This is a genomic window from Endozoicomonas sp. (genome assembly GCF_051008435.1).
Lineage (GTDB): Bacteria > Pseudomonadota > Gammaproteobacteria > Pseudomonadales > Endozoicomonadaceae > Endozoicomonas_A.
Map to the genome: position 1 here is coordinate 1 of NZ_JBPCXO010000520.1, position 16,812 is coordinate 16,812.

12 protein-coding genes are annotated in these 16,812 nt (G+C 47.9%); 5 read left to right on the plus strand and 7 right to left on the minus strand.

Translation table 11 applies throughout. The features are described from left to right. Positions 1 to 446: 446 nt before the first annotated feature. Complete coding sequence (locus ACR2PX_RS26000; protein WP_434002266.1) at positions 447 to 2,096, plus strand: acetolactate synthase large subunit; 1,650 nt, start codon at positions 447 to 449, stop codon at positions 2,094 to 2,096. Between the two features lie 95 nt (positions 2,097 to 2,191). Beyond that, on the plus strand, positions 2,192 to 3,628 hold the full coding sequence (locus ACR2PX_RS26005) for an aldehyde dehydrogenase family protein (RefSeq protein ID WP_434002267.1): 1,437 nt from the start codon (positions 2,192 to 2,194) through the stop codon (positions 3,626 to 3,628). 9 nt (positions 3,629 to 3,637) lie between these two features. Here ACR2PX_RS26005 and ACR2PX_RS26010 read toward each other — a convergent pair whose 3' ends face one another. From ACR2PX_RS26010 to ACR2PX_RS26025, 4 genes are all read right to left on the minus strand, one after another. After that, positions 3,638 to 4,840 (minus strand): hypothetical protein, encoded by a 1,203-nt coding sequence (locus ACR2PX_RS26010; RefSeq protein ID WP_434002268.1) that lies wholly within the window; start codon positions 4,838 to 4,840, stop codon positions 3,638 to 3,640. Between the two features lie 73 nt (positions 4,841 to 4,913). Then, on the minus strand, positions 4,914 to 6,239 hold the full coding sequence (locus ACR2PX_RS26015; RefSeq protein ID WP_434002269.1) for a hypothetical protein: 1,326 nt from the start codon (positions 6,237 to 6,239) through the stop codon (positions 4,914 to 4,916). Between the two features lie 107 nt (positions 6,240 to 6,346). Beyond that, positions 6,347 to 8,119, minus strand: coding sequence for a hypothetical protein (locus ACR2PX_RS26020; RefSeq protein WP_434002270.1), 1,773 nt, complete (start codon positions 8,117 to 8,119; stop codon positions 6,347 to 6,349). Positions 8,120 to 9,155: 1,036 nt separating this feature from the next. Continuing rightward, positions 9,156 to 9,536, minus strand: a complete 381-nt coding sequence (locus ACR2PX_RS26025) for a YybH family protein (RefSeq protein ID WP_434002271.1) — start codon at positions 9,534 to 9,536, stop codon at positions 9,156 to 9,158. Positions 9,537 to 9,715: 179 nt separating this feature from the next. Here ACR2PX_RS26025 and ACR2PX_RS26030 point away from each other — a divergent pair, with 179 nt between their 5' ends. Further along, a complete protein-coding gene (locus ACR2PX_RS26030; protein WP_434002272.1) occupies positions 9,716 to 11,053 on the plus strand; it encodes a hypothetical protein in 1,338 nt (445 codons plus the stop codon). Between the two features lie 128 nt (positions 11,054 to 11,181). Further along, on the plus strand, positions 11,182 to 12,183 hold the full coding sequence (locus ACR2PX_RS26035) for a substrate-binding domain-containing protein (protein WP_434002273.1): 1,002 nt from the start codon (positions 11,182 to 11,184) through the stop codon (positions 12,181 to 12,183). Between the two features lie 42 nt (positions 12,184 to 12,225). Here ACR2PX_RS26035 and ACR2PX_RS26040 read toward each other — a convergent pair whose 3' ends face one another. From ACR2PX_RS26040 to ACR2PX_RS26050, 3 genes are read right to left on the minus strand one after another with little or no spacing between them, the layout of a single operon-like run. Continuing rightward, positions 12,226 to 12,879: a bifunctional 4-hydroxy-2-oxoglutarate aldolase/2-dehydro-3-deoxy-phosphogluconate aldolase gene (locus ACR2PX_RS26040; protein ID WP_434002274.1), complete on the minus strand. Its 654-nt coding sequence runs from the start codon at positions 12,877 to 12,879 to the stop codon at positions 12,226 to 12,228. Next, positions 12,876 to 14,684, minus strand: a complete 1,809-nt coding sequence (gene edd, locus ACR2PX_RS26045) for a phosphogluconate dehydratase (RefSeq protein ID WP_434002275.1) — start codon at positions 14,682 to 14,684, stop codon at positions 12,876 to 12,878. Before edd ends, ACR2PX_RS26040 begins: the two co-directional genes overlap by 4 nt. Next, on the minus strand, positions 14,681 to 15,208 hold the full coding sequence (locus ACR2PX_RS26050; RefSeq protein ID WP_434002276.1) for a gluconokinase: 528 nt from the start codon (positions 15,206 to 15,208) through the stop codon (positions 14,681 to 14,683). The genes edd and ACR2PX_RS26050 overlap by 4 nt, the downstream gene beginning before the upstream one ends. 130 nt (positions 15,209 to 15,338) lie before the next feature. Here ACR2PX_RS26050 and gntU point away from each other — a divergent pair, with 130 nt between their 5' ends. Further along, a complete protein-coding gene (gntU, locus tag ACR2PX_RS26055; RefSeq protein ID WP_434002277.1) occupies positions 15,339 to 16,685 on the plus strand; it encodes a gluconate transporter in 1,347 nt (448 codons plus the stop codon). The last annotated feature ends 127 nt before the right edge of the window (positions 16,686 to 16,812 follow it).

Here is a 16,812-nt window from a genome sequence, read left to right on the forward strand (position 1 = left end):
CCGGTTTGAGACAGTTTTTATGATTATTTGAGGCGAATAGCGAGCTATTCAACGAAAAGAATCATAGAAAATGGCCAAATCCGGCTTTTTCGCAGTAGGTCAGTGGTAAGTCCGACAGGCTCCTAGCCTGCATATTGCATGAAGAGTCGAGCGCTCAGATAACAAGTTTTATTTTTGTTATTGTCATCTCTAGTTTTTTGATAGACCAAGAGCTTTAGAGGTTTTCATAGCAGCTTCATGTAATATGCGGGCTAACGTACAGCAAATGGAACTGCGGTCTGTCCACTCTGTCACATGTGTACCATTCCCCTGTCATTGTTATTTGTTTTCTTGTCAGATTGTCGACAACATAAAGACTGTTACTCTCAGAAAATGCAGAACCTCAGACTGCATTGGCTGGCAAACAACGGTTTACTTCTGACCCACAGCAAGGATGCTCGCCTGTCATGAAAGCTTCAGACCTGTTTGTAAAATGCCTTGAAGAAGAAGGCATAGAATACATTTTCGGCGTACCCGGTGAAGAAAACGCGGACTTCATCATGTCGCTGAACCAGTCAAAGAAAATCCGTTTTATTCTGACCCGGCATGAGCAGGGTGCGGCTTTTATGGCTGAAGTTTATGGTCGCCTGACGGGGCACCCTGCTGGCTGTTTGGGGACACTCGGCCCTGGCGCCACAAACCTGCTAACCGGTGTTGGCGATGGCAATATGGATCGGGCTCCCATGCTGGTTCTGGCAGGCCAAGGCTCTTCACAACGCCTCCACAAGGAATCACATCAGATCATGGATGCGGTTTCCATGTTCCGCCCGGTCACCAAATGGTCTGAAACAATTCGCCACCCTGACAATATTCCGGAAATGGTGCGCAAAGCCGTCAGACTGGCACGTTCTGAAAAGCCCGGAGCCGTATTTCTGGAGCTCTGTGAAGACATTGCCGCCATGGATTCAGACGCAAGCCCATTGACGGTAAAGCGCTACCCTCGCCCAATGCCTGAAGAAGAAAGCCTTAACCAGGCTTTTGAAATGATTCGACAGGCCAAGCGACCCGTCATCATTGCAGGAAATGGCGTGATTCGAATGAATGCTTCTGACAGCCTACGTCGATTATCGGCACTGACCGGGATCGGTGTCATCAGCACCTTTATGGCCAAAGGCTGTATGGATATGGATGATGACAACTGCCTCTACACCATTGGTTTGGGTAGAAAAGATCTGGTCGCCTGTGCCGTTGACGCGTCGGACCTGATCATTACCCTGGGTTACGACCTTGTTGAATATCATCCTCATCTTTGGAATCCGGACGGACAGCATACCATTCTGCACCTGGACTCACTGCCTGCAGAAGTTGATCACTGCTATCACCCCGACCTGGAACTGATTGGCGATATCGGTCATGCCCTTGATGCCCTGACCCGCAAGCTATCCACAGTAAGCTTCCAGTTTGACCTTCAACAACAAAATGCTGTTCGAAGAGATATGACAGCAGAACTGGAAGCCTATCGGGATGATGACACCTCTGGCGTTATTCGCCCGCAGAAAGCCCTCTGGGATGCCCGGGCTGTTCTACCTGCAGACGGACTGCTGCTTTCCGATGTCGGTGCCCACAAGATGTGGATTGCACGACACTATCACTGTCACGAGCCCAACACCTGTCTAATCCCCAATGGCTTCTGTTCCATGGGGTTTGCATTACCCGGCGCCATTGCCGCCAGCCTGCTTCGCCCAGACAGAAAAGTACTGGCCATTGCAGGCGATGGTGGATTTATGATGAATGTGCAGGAGATGGAAACAGCCCGTCGCTATGATTGCAATCTGACGGTCATGGTTTGGGAAGACAAGGAATATGGTCTGATTGCCTGGAAACAAACGGATCACTTTGGTAACCATACGCCATTGAGCTTCAATAATCCGGACTGGCTCAAACTGGCAGATAGCTTTGGTTGGCATGGTCATAAAGTGGAGAACAGTCTTGATCTGGAAAGTGTTTTATCCATCGCGATGAATGAAGAAGGTCCCAGTCTGGTGGTGATTCCTATCGACTATCGAGAGAATCAGATTCTCAGTGCACGACTGGGTGATATTGCCTGTCCGATTTAAACAGCCATGAGCCGGTAATGCCGGACCACCCGAACCATGAAAATGACTACAGAGTCTGAAATAGCGGTGTTTTCATAGTAAACAGGAGCAACAACATGGATCGTTTTCCTCTGCTTATACCGCACTCCGACGAACCTGCGGGCTGGCTTGACGTTCATAATCCCTATGACCTGTCTGTTATTGCTCAGGTTGCCACCAGCGACAGCGGACACATAGAGCAGGCTCTGACTTCTGCTCACAGTTTGTTTTCAGACAGAGATCGCTGGCTACCTCTGGATCAACGCATAGATATTTTCAGTAAGGTCATTCATCTTGTTTCCAAACAGAAAGAAGAGCTTGCACAGCTGGCCGCTTCTGAAGGCGGCAAACCTCTCCAGGATTCCAGAGTAGAGATCAGTCGAGCCATTGAAGGGCTGAAACTCTGCATTGACTGCATGAGGACAGATAATGGTTCGATGCCCGCCGTTCACAGCACTGCAGCTACCAGGCAACACTTGGCTTTTACCACATTAGAGCCCATTGGTGTGGTCGTGGCCGTCAGTGCTTTCAATCATCCGTTCAATCTGATTATTCACCAGGTGGGCCCTGCTCTCGCTGCTGGCTGCCCTGTTATTGTCAAACCCTCAGCAGATACACCTCTTTCCTGTCTGAAACTGGCCGGAATTTTCCATCAGGCCGGACTGCCCGAAGAATGGTTGCAGGTGGCTATTACAGAAAGTACGCCTGTAGCAGAGCATCTGGTAACAGCCCAAAGGGTCAGTTTTTTTTCATTTATTGGCAGTGCCAGGGTAGGATGGATGCTCCGCTCAAAACTGGCACCCGGTACTCGATGCGCCTTGGAACATGGCGGCGCTGCTCCGGTCATCATCGCTGAAGATGCGGATCTTGATCAAACCATTCCTTTGCTGGCTAAAGGCGCTTTCTACCATGCCGGTCAGGTGTGTGTTTCAACCCAGCGAGTGTATGTCCATAAGAATCTCAGCAGAGCTTTTCTGAAAGGTTTTTCTCAAACTGCCAACAAGTTGGTCGTTGGCGACCCGGCTGATGAAAAAACGGAAGTTGGCCCACTCATTCGCCCAACCGAAGCAACCCGAATCATTGACTGGGTGAACGAAGCCAGAGGACAGGGAGCAACCGTCGTCTGTGGTGGTCAGAAAATTCGCCAAACCTGTATTTCTCCCACCATTCTGTTTAATCCTCCTGAAACCAGTAAAGTCAGCCAGAGTGAAATTTTTGGCCCTGTTGTCTGTGTCTATGAATTCAGCGATATGGATGAAGCCATTGCTCGAGCTAACAATCTGCCACTGGCCTTTCAGGCAGCAATATTCTCAAAAGATCAGGATACTATTCTAAGAGCCTATAAGCGCCTGAACGCTTCTGCCGTTATGGTCAATCAACACACTGCTTTCAGAACAGACAACATGCCCTTTGCAGGCTTGAAAGAGTCAGGGTTGGGCGTCGGCGGTATTCATCATACCTTCAGGGATATGCAGATTGAAAAGATGCTGGTGATGCACAGTCAAGAGCTATAAGGCTGTAACTCAGTCTTGCTCAGAGAAGTCATCACCATCAAAGAACACGTAGGAGAATTCAACTTTGTCCGTCGAAGGAAAGTTTAATTTGGTTTCAACAAAACGGGCATAGCCCCTCGCTTTTTCACTGTTTTTGCGAATAGTGCCCAGCATGGGGTCAATGATGATGGCGTCCGGGTGATCCCGCATATCACCGTCATAATCCTCATCAATGGGAATTAGAAGAAGGGCGATATGGTTCCCTTCAAAGATTTCCTCATCCTTATCATTAAGTGGCTTCTTGCCACTGAACTCCATATTCATCATAGCCAGTCGGGCCGGAACCATTTTTTCGGCCAGTTTAGGTAATAAATACATCGCTGCCACATGAGAAAGATCTCCACACTTGGCCAGTTTTTCCTTGCTGACTATATAGGAAACCAATTGTGAATAAAGATGGTTTCTCTGATTGTCCGTCAATGGGGTTTTTTCATCGTTATAAGCAACATGAAAACAGAGATTCAAAATAGGGTTAAGGTTGTATATATACTTTCTGTCATCGTCTGTTGTCACGTTGAAAGGAAGCGAGTATGGCCATCTTATGTCTCTTGAATGGGTCGGCTCTTTGATACCCATCACTTTTATCTGCTCAATGGTTTTCCTCCCCAACTTCACCATATCCTTTTCAACCCACTCCCCGCTTTTTGCGGCCGGTTTATAGGCCCGGTGAGTGAGGGTTTCCTCCATCATTTCTTCATAGGCGGCAAGAAACTCGCCCTTTGCTGACAGGTTCTTATCAATATCATTCAGCATATAAGTCAGGAATTCTGTAGGCTGTTCCCTTTCTGCAGAATACTCTTTTCTGATTTTGGGATAATAGTTTCTCAGCTCTGCAGGCAGCGAACCATCTTCACTGGAAGCCGGACTGTAGTAATCCATCAGATCGTCATCTTCCGATTCTTCCAGATCAGACAGACTGGGGGGGATATCCATAAGAACGGAGGGATGACGAGAGCGCATACCTGTAAAAGAGTCTGAACGACTCCGCTTCCTGACGGCAGCGTCCTCTACTGAAACCCTTCGCTGTTTTACCGGGGGCGTATTTCCTGACATGGAACGTTTTCTGGGCAACACCGGCTCAACAGAAGCGTCGGACTCTTTCTCCTTCGAATGCTCAATAGAAGGCTTGTGCTCTCCAACGCCACTCCCCTTGGGTGGTATAGGTGATGACATAATGTCCTCTGCACTTATCTATTTTATTGCTGTATAGCCATGGTCAGGACTGCCGATACAAGCCCACCTTCAGTCAATCAAAATACGTATAATTGAAATCCAGAAAATCAGATTTGGGATAACCTAATTTGGCTTCCACGGTTCTAATGTAATGGTTATCCGTTTCACTGGCTTTGAAGCGAAGCTGAAACATGGGATCAATAATCACCGCTTCTGGTGCAACCAATGGGTTTTCATCACTGCTGCTAGCCAGTGGGTGTATAACCAGGGCAATATGGTTACCCATCAAATAGGTTTCATCTTTCTTGCTTTTGTCTTTCTCAAGGCCCTGATAAAACTCTTTTTCCACCTGACCGCCTGCTCCGAAGTCCGGTTCATAGTCCGAGCCATTATCACTATCTGGCTCTTGATCGACCCATACATGACAATCAATGTTCATCATGGCCAACCTAACCGGCAGGCCCTCTCTGGCCAACCTAACCGGCAGGCCCTCTCTGGCCAATTTAGGTAATAAAAAGTCGGTAGCCACATGGGAAAAATCACCGCACTTGGCCAACTGCATATTTTTAATCACACAGGAGATCAGCTGACAGTAAAGATGGTTCTGCTGCTCTTCAGTCAGGGGCGTCTTTTCTTCGTGATAGGCAATATGGAAACAGAGATTAAGAAGGGGATTTATCTCATGCATATACTTGCGGTCAGACTCTGTCAGCTCGGTTGCAGGTATATCATCAGGCCAGCGATTATCACGGGCATGTGTCGGCTCTTCTATTTGCAGGGCGCTTATATGCTCAAATAATTCCTCGGAGAGTTCTTCTATCCTCTCTAATGGAAAACTGAGTGACGATGGTTCCTGGATTTTATCGGTATGAGTCAGGGTTGACTCAACCATTCTCTGATAGACCTGCTCCATGTCGGCTGAACTGCCCATACTTGTGCCTAGATCAGTCAGAAAAAACTTTAATGCATCGGAGGGAGGTACAAAGACATCCGTAAAATCCTGAATCTCGAGCTCTTCTTTAGAACCAAGTTGGCTGGATTCCCGAGCTTCCGCATCATAACCTGAATCATTGCTGTCACTGTGGATCTCATAGTCCAGACTGTCCTCATTGCTTCGGAATGGTGAGAGTGAACTGGAGAGTGATGAGATACCGCTTGAGATGCCACTATCAGCATCATTTTCTTGAGACTGTTTTAGCTTTTTCAGCCCCGAAGGGGCCAGTGCAGAGGCCTCCCTTTCTTCCACTCTTGTTTCCTGAAAGTCTGGTCTTCTACGTTTTCTGGGGATTTCAGGTGCACGGACATCCTCCACCTGTTTTTTGTCTGATGGAGTAGAAGTCGTGATCGGGCTTCCCGTATTTTTTCCTGAGCCTGATGGGGGTACCGAAGAAGATGACATATCCTCAGCCTCTGAGTCGATCTGTTTGTGAGGAACCAGCAGGATAGATTTATAAAACTGCCAGCTTCTAGATTAGATCGGCTTTACTCAGAAAAGCTGAGCATATCTCATGAATCATCAGCCTGTTCCTGCTCCATTTCTTCGGACGGGTCCTGCTCGGGTTGAGGCTGAACCTCTGGCTGGGAAGTTGGGTGAGGATCAAAGTCTTCACTGAAATTCGGAAGGGCGTTTGCAGTAATGGTATCAAGAGCCATCAAATCAAAACCCGCCAGAAGCGGATCTGGCTGGAATGCTCCGGGAGTCTCTAACACGATCAAAAGAGCTTCTCTTAAATTCCGAGGAATAGTAAAAAGCATCAATCCCCCCACATCCTGCCAGACGTACTGGAAGAAATCAGTTTCTATATTATGGTTAGCATCGATAGTCCTCATCCAACCCAAAAGAAGAGCTCGCATCGTTTCATCATCAGCCAGCAATGCCAGAGTAAAGAACAAGGAGACCACATAGCTATGGTCACTCACAGGCACATAGTGATAGAAAATACCGGCATTAGGATCAGGTTCCACTTCATCTTCTTCTTCGTCCTCAGCGGGTGGGAGATGACCTCTGATGGCCGTTAAATAGCGCGCCAACTCTGCAGTAACAGCCGTGCCCGCATGCCTCAGAGCTTCGGGTATTTCAATGCCTGAAGGCTGAACCCCAGCCCATTCCTGCCGATTGGGAAAGTCAGCAAATATTCTGAGCCACTGCAAATCTTCAAAATGCAGCCACTGTTCAATTAACTCTTCTGACAACAACCAGTGGTTCCGATGAAGGGCTATGTACTGAAGCAGATCGATCAGTATCCTCTGATATCTGGCCAGTAGTGCTGAATGCTCATGATCAGGAGGCAACCTCATGACCTGAAGATAACGTATCATTCTGACCAGATATTGAGACTCTTTGCTGTACTTGAGCCTATCCCTTATAGCTCTTGCTAATTCTTCACCTGTCTGCGGAGGCTCCGCCATCCCGGAGTTTCTCAGATCGATAAGAACATTCCCCCAGTTGCTGAGGGCATTGGCCATCACCCGGCTAAACTTCCCGACTCTTGCTTCAAAATGAGCCAGATCGCTTTTCTGTCCACCTTTCTTCTCTACTCGACTATTGATCGCCTTTTTTTCATCAGCCTCTTCTCTAAAATCCAGAGTCCGGTTTTTCTTCTTCTCCCCGGTAGCCCCTTCCTGCTGTTCGCTTTGAGAACTGGGAGGTGGTCCAGCCTGCGAAGAAGGACCTGGCTGGTCTGACTCAACTTTTTTGCGCTTACTGTCAGATTCCTCTTTTTTCTCATCTTTCTTCTCAGGAGGCCTCTTGGGATTACGTTTATTATCACCCTTATTACCGGCGGCTGCTTTAACAGGGGCTTCATAACGCTCTATCCAAGTCAGAATTCGTTCAAGCGCGACCTCTTGAATTCTGCGCAACCACCTCAAATACATTTGATACAGTTCTTCTTTGGTCAGGTATACAAGACTTCCTCCATTATTCCAGAGAAAGTACTGCTGACCATGAAACGTGCTAGAAACAATGCCTTCCATCTTCATATAGAGAAGAAACAACATCTTATCTGCATCATTATCAAGATCAGGTTCAGGCTGAGATGGATAATGCTCTGAGTTAAACTCATGCCTTAACCAGATCAAATCAGCAGTTACGGGAGCATGCCTTGCTCTGTTGGGTAAAAGAGATTCACTGCTTTCAGACTTTAATCTCATATCTCGATTGGGTTCTGGCCATACAGCAGGAGGGCCAGACTTTGACGTTAGATCAATTTTTTCAGGCAGTCCCGGAAATAAAGATGAACTCCACTTTTTCTTTAGTCTTTCCACTTCATTAGACATTGGAAAAAGCGGCTCTTCTCTAATTCGAAAAGGCGTAAATAATCCATCCCCCACCGCGGGCATGAAAGAATTTATCGGGGGAACACCCGGAGCGACTGAAGCATAATGACCAGTTTCCGAAAATAAGAAAGATGAAATAACCTGAGGCTGAGCTTCAACCAATTGGGTGAGTAATAGTCCTGATATAATTTTAAGTACGAAAGAGCTGGTCCGTTTCATGCAAAACCTGATGACTTACTTTTTATTAAACTATAAAAGCCATCAAGCATAGAATAAGACAGACCTCTTTCAAGAAAGTCAGCCTTTTTTTGGACATTTAATCAATAGAACGAAAGAACAGAGTGTTAGCATCAATGAGTATTCAGTTTACTCATTTCAAAGTGGAACAATAAGACCAAATCAGAAACTATTCGACACTTTCTCAGGGGCTAATCACTATGATTGTCTCTTGCAGCTCAAAGCCATGATTCTGACCAAACATAATGGTTTCTGGTATTCGGATACCTTGTTGAGAATATAAGTCCTATTCCAGACAGTGTGCTTATCTTGCTTTATTGTCTTTGTGAGGTGGAATTCTTATTTGCACATAAAGCGCAGAAGCCCTGCCTTCAAACTTCATTACCACCCCGGTGTCTTCCATCGGGCAATAAGACTTAAACCAATAAATACCGTTAACCGTCATTTCATCTTCAGAAGGAATTCTGGCGCTTCCCTGTCATCGCAGTTTCCATAGCACTCCCGATCAATCATCTATATCTCACTGTGACGGGAGCTGATTTTTGGACGAAAGCACAAACCCGCTCTGTCGGAGTTGATCACCCTGATAACGAGACGATGGGGGATGCCTCTACTTCGACTCCACCTTCCCAACCTGCTTTCGCTAACATTGTCACCAGTGCACAGGAAACCTGAACGGCTGCTTCATGTTACAACCCCGATATCTGAGTTAAGTCTTTTAATCGGGGTTTATAATAAAACAGCCCTTTCAAAGGGATCTATTGCATCTTAAACTCGAAAGAAAACCGCCTTAAAGGCTTTAGCATTCACTGCTATGGGCATGCCAGATTTTCCAGCCCTCTTCTGTTTTTTCCAGACAGTAAGTGACTATCATTCGGTTTTTTTTCTCTACTTCGGGGTTGTCTTGCTCATGCCCTTCTAGCTGCCAGAAGACAGCACAGCTGGCCAGCTTTTCATCACACCGAATCATGGCCAGCTCATAGTCTGCGCGATTGATGGTCCAGATGCTAAACATCATACTGAACCAACCCCTGATCTCATTTCGCCCCTTGAGGCTTCCTCCTCCCTGATCCCAAAACAACGAAGCATCCATATGGTTCGTCATGATGCCCTGGACATCCTGTTGCTCAAAACAGGCTTTGTGACCTTCGAAGAAGGCTTCTATCTCTTGTACAGCCATGGAAAAAACCTTGTAACTTCAGGAAATCTCTATGGAAAGTAGTCTATTTCGAATCCATTGAACTCACAATGAAAGATTCGGATTTGAATATAGACATTAGTCCTAAATTGCTTTCCTTTCCGCTCTCCCCTGTCTAGCCTGATTTTATCGCAAAGAAGTTGGAGGGGGAGTTATTATGTATGGATCACAGGGGTATCAGCCGCACTATCAGGGAAGACAATACTTCCATCAGGAGCACGCTCCTCAGGGCAAGCACGGTCGAAGACGTGGAAAGAAAAAGCATGACCAATACTCACCTCACAATGGTCCACAACATCATGGTAGAAGCACCAAAGTGGCTCAACCTGGTGGGTACATCCAGAATCCAAAAGTCCCAAAGACAAGTACGTCCACGGGAGCAGTCTTATCATCAACAGAGTGCTCCGAGGACTGCCAAAAAGGGATCTCTCAACTTTCAAGGTGGTCTACACCCACAGGATCAAGCATTACTCCAACGCGAAATGTATCAACAAAGGTTGGCAGACAATGAACGTGACCCTCTTTCGTTGATCACTGGCTCTAGAGCATTACAACCTGAGCGGATGACAAAGCCAGAACATAAATTACCGTCCCCTGCACTAAGCAAAGAAAATGATATCCCCTGGGACCAAGTCAAGTATCCGTTTAACGATGAAGAGCTGACTCTGCCTGAAATAGAACAACGATTAAAAGACAACGTAGAAGGCAAGGGTAAAACCTTTCATCAAAAAGTTTCGGACAGTGTGTCCAAGCTCTATGAATACCGTCAGAAACATGCGGGAGTGGGTGAAATCAAAGTAAACTTCTCGCTGCCTGAAGGCATTCAGTCCCATCCGAAAGAGAAACTTCGTGAAGGCGCCACTTATTCCGTGCGTGTACTCGAAGGAGAAACCAGAGTTGTGGACTGGGGCGCAGAGCCCGCCAACTTGGGTACCATTAACTCCCTGCCTCGACTGCTTCTGGCGCCCTTGAAGGAGTTAAAGGACATGGGTGAAGCCGCTCCTGACTCTGTGAAAGAACTGTTGGGGACAAAAATTCGGGGGATCCCTCTCAAGCACTGGGGGAGTTATAGCGGGCTTCAGCAGAAATGCACTGAGAAGTTCGAAAACTTCAAGAAGAAAGCGGAACCAGAACTCAGGGCTAACCTGGAAAGAATGCTCGAAGATCCACAGTTTTATGAGACCGAACAGAGAAAGTTTATTACTGCGGTCATGGAAGATATTTCACAGAGCTTTGTAGACAACGACGTAGATTTAGAAGATTTGCTGGAAGAATTCGACCTGGAATATCTTGATACAAGTACTGAGTTTCTGCTCAACAAATCTTACAATATGGCGCTGACCAAGCAAGGATGGACACTGGGTAAAACCCTTGATCAGTTGATCGAACTTTTGGAGAAGGCCAATAGTCTCATCGCAGACCATAACCATGACTCTGGTTTCTCCTCATCGTCGGGTACTGACACCGATTCGTCCAGTGATTCAGAAGGAAAAGCCTGATAGAAGTAAGGGGTTGGCCATTCAGCCCCTTGTTTTACTCTCAAAGTTAACAATTTACGGATTTTCCGGTAAATTCTGCGTACTCAGAAACAGACCGCTTTCTGACCTGTCTATAGCTCCGGTATTGAATGAAAGCCAAAAACAGACGACTTGCCCTCCAGGATATTGCTGATCAGGTGGGCGTGACAAAAATGACCGTCAGCCGTTACCTGAGAGCGCCCGATCAGGTATCTAAATCAACCGGCGAAAAAATCCAGAAGGTCATTGATGAAGTAGGTTATGTCTCCAGCCGTGTTCCAGATATTCTGTCCAACGCCACCAGCAAGGCCATAGGCATTGTCATCCCCTCTCTTTCTAACCAGGTTTTTTCTGCGGTTGTTCAGGGCATTGAGAGCATTACAGAACCGGCGGGTTACCAGACCATGATTGCTCACTATGGTTATGACAAAGAAGTGGAAGAAAAGCGGATTGAATCCATGTTGTCCTACCATGTTGATGGACTGATTCTCTCCGAATGTGATCACACCGAAAAGTCTCTTCGGATGATTGCTAATGCTGGAATACCGGTAGTGGAAGTGATGGATTCGAGTCTTCCTCCAATAGACCTGTCAGTGGGCCTGAACCACCAGGCAGCTAGTGAAGCCATGTTGAGAATGATGATCGACAAGGGCAAAAGCAAGGTTGCTTTCTTTGCTGCGCGAATGGACGTCAGAGTACGTCAGCGTCTGGCTGGGTATCAGTCAGTAATGAGAGAACTGGGAGCAGAGCCTGTTGTTCTGTCTACAGAAGAACATTCCTCATTTACCCTGGGTAAAGAGCTAATGACCCAGGCGCTCAGCGAATATCCGACACTGGATGGAGTCTTCTGCTGCAACGATGACTTGGGAATTGGTGCCATTCTTGAATGTCAGCGACGCAATATCCCCATCCCGGATCAGATCGCTATTGCCGGATTCAACGCTCTGGATATTGGTACAGCCATTCACCCTAATCTCGCCAGCGTTTCAACACCCCGTAAAAGTATCGGTGAGACCGCTGCACAAATGCTTCTGGATAAGCTGGCCGGAAAAGCCATTGAAAAAGAGGTCGTCGATCTTGGTTTTTCGATTTTTAAAGGCGATAGTATCTAAAGGCGGCATTGAGCCTGATTGTCAGTCAGGCTCTTCTGAGAATTATGCAGTCTGTTGACCTTTAGACAATGCAATAGCTTCTGCAGACAGCTGTGTAATAGCCTGCCAGTTCCCCGCCTTTACCAGATCAGCTGGCAACATCCAGGAACCACCAATCGTAGCCACACAGTTCAGGGCGAGGTAGTCATTCATATTCGCAGGACTGATGCCACCGGTTGGACAGAAACGAACCTGTGGCAGAGGCGCAGAAATCGCTTTCAGGGCTTTAACCCCACCATTCACTTCTGCCGGGAAAAACTTGAGATGATCGTACCCATGTGCAAGAGCTGTCATCACTTCTGAAGGCGTTGCACAACCGGGAATCAGTGGCGCCACACCTTTGCTGGCATGCTCAAGTAAACCCGTTGTTATTCCTGGCGAAATAACAAACTTGACGCCAGCAGCCACAGCCGCATCATACTGTGCTTCGTTGATCACAGTGCCCGCTCCTACCATAGCCTCTGGCATAGCCGTACTGATCGTTCGAATCGCTTCCAGAGCCGCATTCGTTCTCAAAGTGATCTCAAAAACATTGATGCCCCCCTGACTCAGGGCCTGAGCCATAGGGAGTGCCTCTTCAACCTTATTGATGACCATCACAGGTACTACAGGTGAAGCGGCAAATACGAGGGAAGGTTCAATAGCCCAATGACTCATTGGTCGTCTCCTGGAAATAAAATAGATGCTCCCTGCTCAGCGCTGGAAATCAGCTGGCGGAAACCATTGAATAATTCGCGACCACACCCAAAATGTTCAGAGGATAGATCAGGATTACTGCCACTTCGATCAGAAAGCACTGCATCCACAGAGAGAGTACCGGTCCTGGCATCAACTGTAATCAGATCACCCTTCTCGATGAATGCCAATGCCCCCCCTTTAGCAGCCTCTGGCGTGACATGAATCGCTGCCGGGATCTTGCCGGACGCACCGGATAAACGACCATCAGTCACCAATGCCACTTTATGGCCTGCCTTCTGAAGGTTACCCAGAATAGGCATCAGCATATGCAACTCAGGCATACCATTCGCTCCAGGGCCATTAAAGCGAACGACAATGATAGCATCTTTGTTCAGCTGTCCCTGTTGGTAAGCTTCAGCAACATCATACTGGGAATTAAATACTTCCGCTGGCGCACGGGTTACCCAGTGTTCTTCAGCCACAGCACTGACCTTGATGACTGCACGCCCCAGATTGCCACTTAGCACTTTCAAACCACCGGTTCTGGCAAATGTCTGGTCAGGTGACACAATCACTTCAGGATCTTTGGAGACACCGCCTTCTTGCCAGATCACTTTTCCATCCACCAAAGCAGGTGACTGAAGGTAATTCTCCATGGTGCCATAACAGGGGACGGCATCCATATTCAGCAAACCGCGATGAGCCAGCTCTGACAATAATACCGGCACACCTCCGGCTTGCTGGAATTGATTAATATCAGCCTTGCCATTCGGGTAGACACGAGTCAGCAGAGGCACAGCCTGGGAAAGGTCTTCAAAATCATCCCATGTCAGCACCAGGCCTGCCGCCCTGGCCACAGCAATCATGTGAATGGAATGGTTGGTACTGCCACCGGATGCCAGAAGAGCCACTAATCCATTAACCAGACTGCGCTCATCCACAACCTGCCAAAGTGGTCTGTAGGCCGGAGCATCAGGAATCTGGGAAGCAATAGATGTGGATGCTTCAGCAATAAGAGCATCGCGAAGATCACTCCCCGGTGGAATAAATGCCGATCCGGGAAGCATGAGCCCCATGGATTCAAAAACCAGCTGGTTGGTATTGGCGGTACCGTAAAAAGTGCAGGTCCCTGGAGAATGGTAGGCACTGCACTCCATTTTCTGCAGCGCTTCCTGCCCGACTTCTCCTGCCACATATTGCTGACGAACCTTGACCTTTTCATCATTGGTAATGCCCGTTGGCATAGGTCCGGAAGGCACAAAAGCCGTTGGCAAGTGGCCAAACGACAACGCACCTATAAGCTGGCCAGGTGCAATTTTATCGCAAACACCCAGCAATAGCGTGGCATCAAAGGTATTGTGACTTAAGCTGACGGCAACACTCTGGGCAATAACGTCTCTCGAGTAGAGAGACAGATCCATGCCCGGTTGCCCCTGAGTCACGCCATCACACATGGCAGGAACACCCCCTGCCATCTGAGCACTGTGCCCCATTGAGTTCAGTGCCTGCTTGATCCTGCCCGGGTACTCTCGATAAGGCTCATGAGCACTTAACATATCGTTGTAGGCTGAAACGATCGCCACATTGGCTGAGGTAAAGTTTAGAATTCGATCTTTCTGTTCACTGCCACAAGCAGCTACAGCATGGGCCAGGTTGCCACAACTCAGAGACTTCCTGACTTTGCCGTTACTGGCCTGTTGTTCCATCCTGTGAATGTAATCCTGACGGATATCCCGGCTGCGCTCGGCAATTCTCCGGGTTACATTTTCTATCACCAGATTCATGCGGCGACTCCTCCACAAAGATCAGATACGGCTCGGGAACAAGAGGAAACAACCTGGTCAAAACTACCAGCGATATCGATACGAACGACACCTGTTTCATTTTGTTCCGGAGCCTCCAGGGTACTGAACTGACTCTGAAGCATTGTCTCACGCATAAAGTGTCCCTTACGGGCTTTCATACGCTCAAGAATGAGATCATAGCTACCATCCATATGCAGAAAGTAAACCTCATTGTTACCTTCTCGAATAGTATCCCGATACTTCAGTTTCAAAGCCGAACAAACAACCACCGCAACTTCGTTCTTGGCCTCTACACTGTAGGCAACATCCCGAATACGCTCGAGCCAGGGCTGTCGGTCTTCGTCGTTTAATGGCGAGCCACCAGCCATTTTTTCAATATTATATCTTGGATGCAGATCGTCACCGTCTATGAACTTGGCACCCATCTGATGACTCAGTGCTTCACCGACTGTGGACTTGCCGGAGCCACAAACTCCCATTACTACGAAAACCTTACCAGCCATTATTTGATCTCAATCAATAATTACCAAAAAAATCAGAAAATTAACTTCTTCACATAAAATGTTATCGGTAACATGTTACCGGTAACAGCGCACCATGAAAAGTAATTAATACATTCGAGAATTACAGCCAATGTCCGATTTGTCTCTGATCTTTACTGCAGCAGGATCCATCATCCTGCTGCTATTTCTGGTGATGAAAGCCAGACTTCACGCAGTCGTGTCCCTGATTCTTGTCTCCATGATTGCCGGTATTGCTACTGGCATGAACCCGAGCGATATTGCCGCTACGATCCAGAAAGGGATGGGCGGCACACTGGGCTTTGTAGCCGTGGTGGTGGCACTCGGTGCCATGTTCGGTAAAGTCATGGAAACGACAGGAGCCTTGGACCGCATAGCCCAGACATTACTGAATCGCTTTGGTTCAGAGCGCGCTAACTGGGCCATCACTATCACCGGCTTTATCTGTGCCCTGCCCCTGTTCTTTGACGTTGCAGTGGTGCTTCTGATCGGTGTGGTTTTTGCCATTGTCCGTAAAAGTAAGGACAGTGTCGTTAAAATGGGTATTGCACTGCTGGCGGGTATTGCAACCTGTCAGGCATTCCTGATCCCGGCCCCAGGCCCTATTCTGGTTGCCTCTCAACTGGGTGCAGACTATGGCTATATGATTCTGATCGGTCTGACTGCCTCTATTCCTGCAATGATTCTGGCGGGCCCCATGTTCGGCTCATTCATCAGCAAAATTGTTGATGTACCTCTGCCTGCACATGCCAAAGCCAATGAAGAGTTCAAAGACCGGGGGGGCGAGCTGCCTTCTTTTGGTCTGGCATTCGGTCTGATTATTTTACCCTTGCTGATGATTGGTCTGCAGACCATCGGAGCCCGTTTTGTAGCGGAAGGTTCTACCCTGCACGGCTGGCTGACCTTTATTGGTCACCCTTTCACTGCCATCATGGTGGCCTGTCTGGCTGCTTGCTACCTTCTGGGCATCAAGCGCGGCTATGACAAAGATGAAGTGATGAATATTTGTGGCTCTGCTTTGCAACCTGCTGGTGTCATCATTCTGGTAACCGGTGCAGGCGGTGTCTTCAAACAGGTTCTGGTGGATTCCGGTGTGGGTCAGGCTTTGGGGAATATGTTGGCAGGCAGTGGGTTACCTATCGTAGCCCTGGCTTTCATCCTGGCGGCTGCCGTTCGCGTTATTCAGGGTTCTGCCACTGTTGCCATGCTGACAGCCTGTGGCCTGATAATTCCTATTCTGGAACCTCTTAACCTGTCAGGTGCTCACCTGGCTGCAATTACCGTTGCCATTGGTGGTGGTTCTATTGTTCTTTCCCACGTAAACGACTCCGGATTTTGGCTGGCTAACCGTTATCTGGGACTGAGTGAGAAACAGACGTTACAAACCTGGACCGTCATGGAAACTATTATCGGCACCACCGGTGCCCTGGTAGCCATGGGCTTCTCTCTGTTCCTCTAGGAGCCTGTCGGACTTAAGACTATTTCGGCCTAAATTCCAGAAAGAACGGCCCAATTATTCGATGAATTCGATTAAATAGGTCAACTATTCTCACGAATCCATCGAAGCTGTCTAGGAGCCTGTCGGA

Coding starts and splice junctions, on each gene's coding strand:
- ACR2PX_RS26000 (WP_434002266.1), top strand. CDS start 447: ATGAAAGCTTCAGACCTGTTTGTAAAATGCCTTGAAGAAGAAGGCATA.
- ACR2PX_RS26005 (WP_434002267.1), top strand. CDS start 2,192: ATGGATCGTTTTCCTCTGCTTATACCGCACTCCGACGAACCTGCGGGC.
- ACR2PX_RS26010 (WP_434002268.1), bottom strand. CDS start 4,840: ATGTCATCACCTATACCACCCAAGGGGAGTGGCGTTGGAGAGCACAAG.
- ACR2PX_RS26015 (WP_434002269.1), bottom strand. CDS start 6,239: ATGTCATCTTCTTCGGTACCCCCATCAGGCTCAGGAAAAAATACGGGA.
- ACR2PX_RS26020 (WP_434002270.1), bottom strand. CDS start 8,119: ATGTCTAATGAAGTGGAAAGACTAAAGAAAAAGTGGAGTTCATCTTTA.
- ACR2PX_RS26025 (WP_434002271.1), bottom strand. CDS start 9,536: ATGGCTGTACAAGAGATAGAAGCCTTCTTCGAAGGTCACAAAGCCTGT.
- ACR2PX_RS26030 (WP_434002272.1), top strand. CDS start 9,716: ATGGATCACAGGGGTATCAGCCGCACTATCAGGGAAGACAATACTTCC.
- ACR2PX_RS26035 (WP_434002273.1), top strand. CDS start 11,182: ATGAAAGCCAAAAACAGACGACTTGCCCTCCAGGATATTGCTGATCAG.
- ACR2PX_RS26040 (WP_434002274.1), bottom strand. CDS start 12,879: ATGAGTCATTGGGCTATTGAACCTTCCCTCGTATTTGCCGCTTCACCT.
- edd (WP_434002275.1), bottom strand. CDS start 14,684: ATGAATCTGGTGATAGAAAATGTAACCCGGAGAATTGCCGAGCGCAGC.
- ACR2PX_RS26050 (WP_434002276.1), bottom strand. CDS start 15,208: ATGGCTGGTAAGGTTTTCGTAGTAATGGGAGTTTGTGGCTCCGGCAAG.
- gntU (WP_434002277.1), top strand. CDS start 15,339: ATGTCCGATTTGTCTCTGATCTTTACTGCAGCAGGATCCATCATCCTG.